Genomic DNA, 11,397 nt, shown 5'->3' with positions numbered 1-11,397 from the left:
TCGCGGGGGTGCCGGCGGGGCGCTGGCGCCTTCGGGCCGAGCGGATCGGCTACGCCGCGGCGGAGGCCGCGGTGTCGCTGGGGGCCGGGCAGGATCGCGCAGTGGAGCTGCGCCTCACCGGCTCGGCCGCGGTGGAGGTGGAGGGGATCGAGGTCCGCAGCACCCGCGACACCCAACGCGAGCGGGCGCGCTTCGAAACGGAGGCGGGCGTGACCACCCGCGTCGTCAGCGGCGCGGAGCTGAAGGTGCTCCCCGGGCTCGCCGAGGCGGACGTGCTCCGCGCGGTGGAGGTTCTCCCCGGCGTCGTCACCACCTCCGACTTCTCCAGCGCCTTCCACGTCCGCGGCGGCTCCGCCGACCAGAACCTGATCCTCCTGGACGGCTTCCCCATCTTCAACCCGTTCCACCTGGGCGGGCTCTTCAGCGTCTTCAACTCCGACGTGGTGGCCCGCGCCGAGCTGCTGGCCGGTGGCTTCGGCGCCGAGTACGGCGGCCGCGTCTCCTCCGTTCTCAACGTGGAGACGCGCGACGACGCGGACGGGCGAATCGCCGGAGACGCGGGCGTCTCGCTCCTGGCCTCCCGCCTCGCGCTGCGCGCCGCGCTCCCCGGCCTCCCGGGGGGCGCGGGCGGCATGGCGTACGTGTCGGCGCGCCGCTCCTACTTCGACGTGCTCCTCCCCGAGCCGGTCCGCTTCCCCTACCACCTCACCGACGTGCAGGGCGGCGCCGTGCTCGGCACCCCCGGCGGGGGCACCTTGCGGGTGACGGGGTACACCGGGCGCGACGTGCTGGACCTGAGCGACTTCGACCCGCCCGGCGCCGACGCGGACGCGGGCGACGTGCTGCGGATCCGCTGGAACTGGGGGAACGACGTGGTCGGGGCGCGCTGGAGCCAGCCGGTCGGCGCCTGGGTGGCCGACACGCGCCTGGGCTACTCCAGCTTCGGCGAGACGCTGGGCTTCGTGGACTTCGCCGACACGCGCTTCTCCTCCCGCATCCGCCAGGTCACCGCGCGCGCCGACCTGGGCCGGGAGCTGTCGCCCGCGCTCGGTGTGCGCCTGGGGGTGGAAGGGAACCGCCTCGCCTACCAGAACGTGAGCCGGGCGGGGGGGACGGAGTTCTTCTTCGCGGAGGACGACGGCATCCTGGGCGCGGGGTACGGGCAGCTCCGCTGGCGTCCCGGCGAGCGGTGGATCGTGGAGCCCGGCCTCCGCGCGGACGTGTGGCGCGCCCAGGAGACCACGCACGCGCTCCTTTCTCCCCGGCTGGCGGTGAAGCGCTTCTTCGGGCGCGAGCGCGACGGGGCGGTGAAGCTCGCCCTGGGCCGCTACACGCAGTTCCTCCACTCCCTGCGCGACGAGTCGTTCCCGCTCTCCAACGACACCTGGATCGTGGCGGACGCCAGCATCCCCGCCGTGGTATCGGACCAGGCACAGCTCGGGGTGGAGCGGTTCTGGGGGGACGACTGGTACGCTTCGGCGGAGGCGTACTTCCGCCGCTTCGAGGGGGTGACGGCCATCAACTTTGCGGACGACCCCAACGACGCCGCGGACGACCTGCTGGCGGGGGACGCGCGCTCGTACGGGCTGGACTTCATGCTGAGGCGCACCACGGGCCGGCTTCGGGGCTGGGCGGCGGTATCGCTCCTCCGCGCCCGGCAGACGCTCCCGGACGCCATCGCCCGGGGGTGGGGCGAGGAAGGGGCCACGGAGACGTACGCTCCGGTGTACGACCGCCGCCTGGACGTGGACCTGGTGCTCCAGTACGACCTCCCCTGGGGCGTGGAGGCGGGAGCCCGCTGGAACTTCGGCTCGGGGATCCCCTACACGCGCCCGCTGGGGCAGTACATGGACTGGGACTACGACCTGGGGACGGGGGAGTACCGCGTCAACCGCCGGGGCACGCAGGGCGAGGACGGGCGGCCGCCGTTCGCGGTGGTGCTCGGCCCGCGCAACGGGGAGCGCTATCCGGCGTACCACCGCCTGGACGCCACGCTGCGCCGCACCTACAAAGCGCGCTGGGGCACGGCGACGCCGTACCTGCAGGTGCTGAACGTGTACAACCAGCGCAACCCGCTGTTCTACTTCTACAACTTCGACAACACGCCGGCGACGCGTTCAGGAATCAGCATGTTCCCCGTGCTGCCGACGATCGGGCTGGAGGTTTCGTTCTGATCCCGGCCCGCTCCCAGTGCGCTTTCCTGACTGCGTACGCTTCCCGACCGACGGCAGCTCGCACTTCATTCCACCAATCGGCAGCGTGGAGCGGAAGACAATTCAGTGGCGCCAAGCCGATCACTGCCCTAAGCTGATAGATGCGCGCTGGCGCTTGCTCCTTGGCGTACGATCCACCTCCTCAAATCGACGATGTGGTCTGTCCCACCACTTCGGGGTTGCTCACGCTCCGCAACTTCACCGTCGTCCCAGCGGGTCCAGTAATATGGCCGGCGCTTCGGTGAACAGCCGCCGCAGGTCATTAGCGGGGATCGCCACCCTGCTCCGGGCTCCCGGGTGCCAACTCTTCCCTGAGGGCTCGTTCGCCGCATTTGAAGTTTCCTTGCGCATGTTAGTCGATAAACTTAATCTTGTCCTCAGGAAAGTGCTATTTGATGCCGAGGTGGCCTCTCCTCCGCCCCTGAGATCAGCTAGCTGGTGTGTGCCGACAGGTCCAGTTCGTGCAGGTTATCCGCAGACCGGTGACGATTCTCCACCACTCGACTGGGAGCAGCCGATGAAAAACCGAATTGAACTTCGGGAACTGGAGAGCTTGATCCGCACCACAGCGTCGGCGACCATCGAGGATCTTGCTGATGTCGAAGTCGAGAGCTATTTAACTGGTCTCGTGACGAGCATCGGTCTTCGCGCTGTTGATATAGCCTTGGAAGCCCGCCTTAGTGGTGCTGCCGTTTCAGTTGAGTCATTCATCTCGCACGATGGATTCGATTTTGTAGAGTTCCCGCGTGCCGAGATTGTCCGTCAGCTAGATGCATCATGCGGGCTCGGGGTTGCCGTTTGTGGCTCGGTACTCGACGCGATCGACGCCACCGTAAAGCAACGTCTTGCGCGAACTGGGGAGGTGGACATCGAGTTGCTCGGGACTGCCGTGCTGAGTCCAGATAGAGGTATGGTGCTGTGGCTTGACGAGAACCTAAAGGTTGCGACCGGAGTGGGTGCCCTCACCGTATAGAAGTCGGGTGCCGCAGATTGACAGGTTGCATTGATTGCTAGTACCTGCCCCGCGAGGAGGGGCTCGTGCTAGCGCAGAGTTTAATGGCTCCTATAACGGATGCAACTTTGAAAAATGGCGAACATGGCGGATGCAATCACAGTCATTCACGTTTCCGATCTCCATCTGGACGAGCCCATCACAGAGCCTGGACGCCGCCTTCGCATCAAGAGCCCCGGAACGAAGACACACGCATACTATCTACTTAGCGCAGCATCGCATGCGGTCAAGCGCTTGATGCTGCTAGAGTCGGAGCACCCCGTCATTCTAGTTGTCAGCGGTGATTTGACTACGAGAGGAACATCGGTTGCGTTCGGCTTGGCCGAGCAGGTGGTCAGTCGCGGCCAGGTCGCCCAGGACGGATCGATATTTCCTGTTGGGTTGAATGCAGGGATCAGGCATTTTGTTATTCCGGGCAACCATGATCGCTGGCATGACAGCTACTTCCGTCGGCAGGAAACGGCCTTCGAGACAGTGTTCAGGGAGGCCCTCCCCATAGAGAATTGGGAGGAGTACGGCCTGTCGGTTCCAGTGCAGAATACCAGCGTCTATCCCCGGCTGCCCTATGCTCACTTGATCAAAAGCAACGGGGTTGCTGGGGAGCCGTTTGTATTGGTTGTCATCGGAGTCGACTCTACAGAGCTTAGCGAGGACGAACGTCGAGACCTCGTTGGCCGGGCCGCTCGAGGTCGAGTGTCGGAAAGATCACTCGCCTTCATCCGCAATGTATGTCAGGATCTTTTTGCGACCCGTAGAGTAACGACATCCGATGGCATTCGTCACAGGATAGGGGATATGGCATTTCGCACAATCGTCCTACTGCATCACCACCCGTACTTACCATTCGATCAGAAATTTTCCGGCCTCACCAAGCTTATCAATGCGGACGACGTATTAAATTCTTGTGCAGAGAGTGGCGTCGATCTCTTACTGTTCGGGCATGAGCATCTCTCATTCATAGATTCGCCGACGTTACAAAGCGCATCCCCTGACCCGCGTCGCATCATCTGTGCGGCGGCTGGTAGCCTTTGTGTCTTCGGTGAACCGAGAGGCAATAGCTTTAACGTCTATCGTATCGGTCGGGACTCAATGGATTACGAGAAGCGAGTGTACGACAGGCATATCTTCCGAGCCAGTAGCTATTCTGGCACCTACCACTTCCAACGCCGACAGTAACTCATCGGCGACCACGACGGGTGCCTGCAGACTGGGGATGAACGCATCAGGCATCGCCGGCAGAAGGGGAGGCGCAGACCCGCAGTTGACCCGGCCAGGTTTGGGTGATCGTGATGGATTCCTAACGGTGCAACATCTCTCGCCAAACTGAACCAACGGAACCTGTATGTACTCGTCTCTCCCAAACCTGCCGGAACTTCGACTGCTTAATCCCCCATCTATCCGTATTGCTCCGAACACCCGGGTTCCCTTTCCGAGTGAAATTGCGGAACTGGTAAACCATCCCTCATTCCAGCGATTACGCGGAGTAAGGCAACTCGGCTTCGTCGACAGGATATTTCCGTCAGCGAATCACTCGCGGTTTGAGCACTCCCTCGGAGTCTTCGCCAAGGCAGTTAATTACGTCCACGCCCTTTGGCACGATCCAAACTGCGATTTCTTTCGCGATACGATGCGAGAGAGGGAAATTCGTACCCTTCTAGTTGCTGCTCTATGCCACGACTTGGGGCAATATCCGTACTCCCATGTAATTGAAGATACAGAGCGTGACGAGCAAGGGGACTTGACGGATGTGTATGACCACGAGGGCTTTACAAAGCTTCTCCTCACTCGGGAGGACTTTCGACAGGAAGTACTGGCAGATTGTGCTCCAGGAGCGCCCAGCCTAGATTCGATATTTGAAAAATTAGGCATTTCGGGCAGTGATGTCACCGCGGTGCTAGATGGTCGAGATTTCTCCAATCTCGCACATGGAGCGGCGCCCCTCCTCCACTCGATTATTGATGGGCCGATCGATGCGGATAAGCTGGACTACCTCCAACGCGACTCGCACCACGCTGGCGTCGTTTTCGGGCGCAGTATTGACGAGGATCGCCTCTTTCAATCCCTGACCGTTGTAGAGGTCGACCAGCAGGGCCGAGCAGTACGATCGCGGGTCGGAAACGCCAAGGAGGCGCGGACCCACTATGAGTTGGCGATAACTGACAAGGGCCGGGTGCCCGCGGAGCAGGTTATGGTGGCGCGGTGGCACATGTTCACGCAGTTGTACTGGCACCGAACAACCCGTGCGCACGAGGCTGTCCTGGCCACTGCCATTCGCCGCCTCCGGGGACTCGGGAGAGAAACCGGATTCGACCAATGGTTCCGTAAGGTCGTCCTGAACCCACGGACTTCTGATGAGTGGTTCTTGGAAGTAGTTCGAGCAGTTGCGGCTGGAGATGGAGCTGCCGGCATTCGATTTCCGCAATCTGCGGAGTCAAGGCGCGTTATCGAGAAGTGCTTGGAGATGCTCGCATCCCTCTCTTGGTCCGCCGGTCGCACGCCGTACAAACGGCTCGTGACGGTATCAGTCTCCAATGATCAGTATCTCTATAAAATTCTTCAAAACGTGCGGAGTGCAATCGACAGTTCGGGTCGCGCGGTCATCGATTCGCTGGCATTTGATTTAGTTGACCGCCTGAATGCAACGTTTACTGGATTGAATCTCGACCCACTCGAGCTTGTAGTGGATATTCCAGCAAAGCGTTCTCCTGCTAACTCAGTATGGATGGTGTCACTCGAGTCACTCAGCCGGGGTGACGTCAGTCGGTTGTCCGACCACTCCGAAATGTGGAAGAGCTTCGGAAGCGACTTTCAGAGCCGTACTAGGAAGATACGACTGTTTTGCCCTCACCATGTGAGGGAGCGACTCCACGGGTCTCCTGATCCAAACAGCAACACTGCTCGTGCGAATAGCTTAAAGGTTTATGACCTGCTGCGGGAAGCCGCCCACAAGATTGGTCGCGTCGTGATCCAAGTTGACGCATTTGGTCACCAGCCGGGCTAGTAGATCACATGATGATCCCCACCGGTCGCAGGGTGCTCGCGGGATCTCAAATACGTGGGGGTAGCGCACAGTCCTGCAGGAGAACAGTCCGAACCGGCTGTTCTACGTTTACAAACCTCGATAAAACCCACCGAGGCGCTCAGGGATCAGCATGTTCCCCGTGCTGCCGACTGTCGGGCTGGAGGTGTCGTTCTGACCGCTGCGGATTGTAGAAGAAGGCCGGTAGGAGAAGCGCGGGCCGTCGAGGCTCCCATTACACAGCGCGGGGCGGCCAGGCCTGGCCGCCCCGCGCTGCATTGCACTCGCTCTGCCAGCGCTACGGCGTCTGCTGCACCGCGCGCTTCGCGTTCACCCGGCCGTGGCCGAACACCGGGTCCCACCCCGGAGTGCCCAGGTCCTGGCTGCTGCTGCGGAGGATGCCGCGCACCTGCACCGGCGACAGCCGTGGGTTCTTGCTGAGCACCAGCGCCGCCACACCGGCCGCGTGCGGCGAGGCCATGGAGGTGCCGCTCAGCATGGCGAGGTTGCCGGTGGTGTTGAGCACGGTGGTGCTCGTCGGCCGGGACTCGATCTGCTCCTTCAGGTAGAGCCCGTCGTCCAGCGAGACGGAGATCGCCGGGATCCAGGCGCGCCCGTCGGGAGCCGCGGCCGTCCCCAGGGTGCCGTTAAAGTTGCCGGGCTGGTTGTTGTGGATGATGACCGCGGCGCACCCGGCGTCCATCGCGTACGTCGTCTTCTCGGCGAAGCTGATCCCGCCGCGCATCACCACCGCCGTCTTCCCGGTGCAGTCCACCGCCTCGAAGTCCGCGGGGGTGCCCAGACCGGCGTAGATGGTCGACGCGGCGAGCCCCTGCTTCCGGGTCATCCCGGCGAAGGCCAGCGCGATCGCCTCCAGCTCACGCCCGCTGTCGGTGCCGACGGTGAGCGCCGTCTCCACCCCCTTGCCCACCGGGTAGGAGGCCAGGTTGTTCACGCCCGGCGCGGTGAGGTCCTGCTCGGTGCCGAACTGCGAGAAGCTGGCGAGCATGTCCTGGTCGTCCGTGGCGCCCACCGCGATCACCGCCGGATGCGAGGCAGGGTAGCCGACGTGCGCCGAGCTGCTGTTCCCCGAGGCGCCCACCAGGACGATGCCCCTGTCGTACGCCGCCTGGAGCGCGGCGTCCGCCGCGTCGCTGAGCACCGTCGGCAGCACCGTGCCGAACGACATGTTGACCACCTGCATGCCGTTGTCGATGGCCCACTCCAGCCCCTTGATCATGGTGAGGAAGCTGCCGCTCCCCTCACAGTTCAGCAGGCGCATCGAGTAGATCGTGGTCCGCGGCGCGACGCCCACCGTGTGGTTGCCGTTGTTCCGCGCGCCCACGATCCCGGCTACGTGGGTGCCGTGCCCGTTGCAGTCGTCGAAGCCGTAGCCGTCGCCCACCAGGTCGATTCCGCCCGCCACCGTCAGGTCGGGGTGCTCCAGGTCGACCCCCGAGTCGAAGATGCCGACCTTGACATTCTGGCCGCTGAAGCCCAGCGCCCAGGCGGCCGGTGCCTCGATCTTCGTCACCCCGTAGTCGGTGACCTGCCTGCCGCCGAGCGCCCGGAGCTCCTGGTCCTCGTTCACGTAGGCCACGCCCAGCGCGCCCGCGAGCACGCTCTGCTGGGCGGCGGGGATCACCGCGGCCAGCACCGGGATGTACTTGTACCGGTGGATCACCCGGCCGCCGAGGCTCTCGATGAGCGCCGCCTCGGCATCGCCCGGCTGCGACGTGAAGCCCACCAGCACCGTCTTCTCGCCGGCGGTCAGGGAGCGGAGCGACTCCGCGGGGGCCGCGGTGGGAGTGGGATTGTCGCACGCTGCCGCAAACAGCGCGACGCCCATCATCAGGGCGGGAAGCGCCGTACGGGCGTGCAGAGTCGGACGTGCCATGCTGCCTCCGTGGGAAGGTTTGATCGACCCGATTTGGACCCGGTGACTTTCGGTCCTGACGGGACCGCCACGGTGCATCTGGCGTGCGCGGTGTGCCCGCCCCCGTGGGCGCCGAGGGAGGGCGATGGCTAACTTGCTGTGTTGGAACTGCTTACGGGCGGAGTGGCACTGCGGGAAGGGAGGGGGGAGCCCCACCGGCGTGGCGTCGGCGGGAGGCGCCCTGCACAAAATTTGTGAAACGGGTTTGCAGAATTGGGCGACGTTGCACCGCTTTTCGCTGCCGCTCCGTCATCCCTTCGACGTGGCGGTGTGCGCGCCGACGAGCCTCTCCACCTCTGCCACCACGAGCCTGGGACTGCAGGGCTTGGGGAGGTAGCCGTCGCAGCCGACCTCGTATGCCTGGACCCGGTCCTTCGCCATCGCGTACGCGGTGACCGCCACGATGGGAACGTCCCCGAACTCGGGGCTGCCCTTCAGCTCGGCGACGAGCTCCCATCCCTTGGGTCCCTCCATGCTCGGCTCCATCAGGACGAGGTCAGGGCTGAACTCCCGCATCTGGGCGAGGATCTCCGCGCGGTTCGTAGCCTCCAGGGCGGCATAGCCCAGGTGCTCCAGGATGTGCCGGTAGATCCTGCGGCAGTCCGGGTGAGGGTCGGCGACCAGCACGGTTGTGGGATGGAGCATGGGGACATTCTCGGCAGGGCGAATCACGCGGGCACCGCGATCAGGTGCCGGAAGGGTAACGCCTCGGGTACGTGCATGCCGGCTACTGCGGTTTAGACGGCGCGAACCCGCGAAAGGTTTCATCCCCCCTGGAATCCGGTGGACGGCCTTCACCCGGCCGCTCCCGCGGGCGCCCGTCCGTCCTCAGCCTCCGGGCTGGAGGTGCTGCCGGAGGAAGGCCAGCGTGGTGCAGGTCGAGACCCGGAAGCGCGGATCGGTGGTGAGCTCGCCGACACTGTGCCCGACCCCGGGCAGCTCCACCAGCGTCGCCGGCACACCGGCCGCGCGCAGCGTGTCCCGCATGGATCGGGACTGGCGGATCGGCACCACCTGGTCGGCCGTGCCGTGGATCAGCAGGAACGGGGGGGCGCCCGCATCCACGTGCACCGCGGGAGATGCGAGCAGCGCCCGCTGCATGTCCAGCTCGGGGCGGACTCCCAGGAAGTTCTCCACCATGCCTCGCTGGCTGGGGTTCAGCGCCCCCGCGGTGCGGATGTCGTGCGGTCCGGCAGTCGCGACCACCGCGCTCACGGCCGGCGACGGTTCCCGCAGCGGGCACGATCCGTCCAGCCCCGCCACGTCCGGCGCGGTGCCGAGCATCGCCGCCAGGTGGCCCCCGGCGGAGCTGCCGAGCGCGGCGATGCGGGAGGGATCGATCCCGTACTCTCCGGCGTGCGAGCGGAGCCACCGGACGGCGCAGCGCACGTCCTCCACCGCTGCCGGGAAGGTGTTTCGCGGCGCCGCCGCCAGCCGGTAGTTCACGGAGGCGGCCGCGTATCCCTGCCCCACGAGCAGACGCATCGCGTCATGGTAGGAGCTCTTGTCTCCACCGCTCCACCCGCCGCCGTGGATCAGCACGACCAGCGGGTGCGGCCCGGGCTGCTTCGGCCAGGCGATGTCCAGCCGCTGGGGCTGCCCGTCCATCACTGCGTAGGTGACGTCCCGGGCGAGGTCGATACGGGCCGGATCAGCCGGCGCGGGAAGACTGCAGTCCCGGACCACAGAGACCGACTCGCCGCCCGCTCTATCCGACTTCACGGGCACGGAAGCCCCCGAGCAGCCAGCCAGCAGCACCAGGGTGGAAACGACAGCCTTTCTCATCGCAACTTATTCGGTAGCATCCGGGAGGCATGCGACGGAGGGTGACCCGGCGGGATGAAAAGATCGGGCCAGGCCCGGGAGGGAACCGGGCGGAGCGGCATCTGCGCATGAACGAGCGAGCCCCCGGCCGGATCACCCAGCCGGGGGCTCGCATCTCTCTTCCCGCGCGTCCCGATCCTACGCGTGCGCTGCCATCGGCAGGTCGATCAGCATCTCCACCGTGCGGACGACGTCGTCGAAGGTGCGCGCCCGGTCGGCGGCGAGCACGGCCTCCTCGCCGATGACGAGGTCCGGCTCCAGCTCCCACGCCATCCGCATCCCCTCCTCCTCGTCCTCCGCCTCGAACACGTCATAGCCCCTCTGCGCCAGGCAGCCGTACAGCGCCCGGTGCGATTCGTCGTCGTTGTCCGACCTGATGAGCAGGATGCGCTGGGACCTCATGGCTGTCTCCTCCGGCCGGGGGTCCGGCTCACGTGGAAAGGTGCTGCGTTTCAGGGCCCAATAATAGCGGTGTCGGCGTCCTCCCGGTAGAAGGAGAACCCCCCTTTCGGCGGTAGGGAGCGCCCCGACGTGGCGGGAGAGCACCCCCGGCCGTTCCGGCGATGGGGAACCGACCCGGAGCCGGGGTTTACTACAACGACTCGCCCGAGGCCACCGGGCCTCGACTGCGAGCCGCCCGCGGTATGCGTTTCCGCTGACGCACACGCCGCGGGCTCTTCTTTTCCCGGACGTCCGCCGGGAGAGCCGCCGCTGCAAGCCCGAAAGGAGGTCCCCTGAATGGCGACCAAGACCGACGGTGATCGCAAGGAAGTCTGGCTGGGGAACGATGCCCCGAACAAGGACGGGTGGTTCAACGGGGGGAACCTGTGGATCGGTCGGCACTCCGCCGACGGCGACATCCTGGTGTTCGACCCCGAGGTGAGCGACCCGGCCGCCGGGAACGTCTCCCTCTTCAGCCTCACCCAGTTCCGCCACCGGGTGTTTCCCCGCTCCGTCGTCGCCGCACGGATCCCCGAAGTCACCGACCCGGACGAGCTCGCCCGCGCCGAGCAGAGGTACCGGGAGTGGCCCGCGCTCAAGGAGGAGCGCGAGCAGGAGCGCGCCGTCGAGCGCGGAGAGGTCGCGGAGCGGCAGCGGCAGGGCGCCATCGACCGCCACCGCCACTTCATGGAGGAGCGCGGAGTTCCCTACGAGGGCGTCCGCGACACCGGCACCGGCAAGACCGCGGGGGCGCGGCGCCGGCGCACCAAGTGCCACTCCTGCGGCATCGCCCTGGACGACTTCGCCGCGTCCGAGTGCCTGGTGTGCGGCGGAGTGCTCTGCTCCTGCGGCGCCTGCGGGTGCGGCGCCCCGGTCCGCGAACGGTAGAACGCCGGACGAGCCGGACGGCAGGAACACAGGGAGGGCCACCCCGCGCGCCGGGTGGCCCTCC

General features: G+C 65.6%; 9 protein-coding genes. 5 read left to right on the top strand and 4 right to left on the bottom strand.

Annotated features, from left to right (window positions below; all coding sequences use genetic code 11):
* From VGR37_23255 to VGR37_23240, 4 genes are all read left to right on the top strand, one after another.
* Window positions 1–2,174: TonB-dependent receptor plug domain-containing protein (locus VGR37_23255; protein HEV2150337.1), on the top strand; the 2,174-nt coding region annotated here is incomplete at its 5' end.
* A gap of 556 nt (window positions 2,175–2,730) precedes the next feature.
* A complete protein-coding gene (locus VGR37_23250) occupies window positions 2,731–3,186 on the top strand; it encodes a hypothetical protein (protein ID HEV2150336.1) in 456 nt (151 codons plus the stop codon).
* Between the two features lie 114 nt (window positions 3,187–3,300).
* Entirely contained in the window at window positions 3,301–4,401 is a 1,101-nt protein-coding gene (locus VGR37_23245; GenBank protein HEV2150335.1) for a metallophosphoesterase, read from the top strand.
* A 166-nt stretch (window positions 4,402–4,567) separates the two neighbouring features.
* Complete coding sequence (locus VGR37_23240; protein HEV2150334.1) at window positions 4,568–6,226, top strand: HD domain-containing protein; 1,659 nt, start codon at window positions 4,568–4,570, stop codon at window positions 6,224–6,226.
* Window positions 6,227–6,542: 316 nt separating this feature from the next.
* Here the strand turns inward: VGR37_23240 and VGR37_23235 are convergent, their stop codons facing one another.
* The 4 genes from VGR37_23235 to VGR37_23220 all read right to left on the bottom strand — a co-directional run bounded on the left by VGR37_23235 (window position 6,543) and on the right by VGR37_23220 (window position 10,406).
* Entirely contained in the window at window positions 6,543–8,141 is a 1,599-nt protein-coding gene (locus VGR37_23235) for a S8 family serine peptidase (protein ID HEV2150333.1), read from the bottom strand.
* A gap of 288 nt (window positions 8,142–8,429) precedes the next feature.
* Window positions 8,430–8,825, bottom strand: coding sequence for a response regulator (locus tag VGR37_23230; GenBank protein HEV2150332.1), 396 nt, complete (start codon window positions 8,823–8,825; stop codon window positions 8,430–8,432).
* A 183-nt stretch (window positions 8,826–9,008) separates the two neighbouring features.
* Window positions 9,009–9,902, bottom strand: coding sequence for an alpha/beta hydrolase (locus VGR37_23225; GenBank protein ID HEV2150331.1), 894 nt, complete (start codon window positions 9,900–9,902; stop codon window positions 9,009–9,011).
* A 240-nt stretch (window positions 9,903–10,142) separates the two neighbouring features.
* Complete coding sequence (locus tag VGR37_23220; protein ID HEV2150330.1) at window positions 10,143–10,406, bottom strand: hypothetical protein; 264 nt, start codon at window positions 10,404–10,406, stop codon at window positions 10,143–10,145.
* A gap of 336 nt (window positions 10,407–10,742) precedes the next feature.
* Here VGR37_23220 and VGR37_23215 point away from each other — a divergent pair, with 336 nt between their 5' ends.
* On the top strand, window positions 10,743–11,333 hold the full coding sequence (locus VGR37_23215) for a hypothetical protein (protein ID HEV2150329.1): 591 nt from the start codon (window positions 10,743–10,745) through the stop codon (window positions 11,331–11,333).
* Window positions 11,334–11,397: the final 64 nt, after the last annotated feature.

This window comes from Longimicrobiaceae bacterium (assembly GCA_035936415.1).
GTDB lineage: Bacteria > Gemmatimonadota > Gemmatimonadetes > Longimicrobiales > Longimicrobiaceae > JAFAYN01.
Note: the sequence above shows the minus strand (reverse complement) of the source record. Positions and strands in the feature narration are given on the sequence as shown.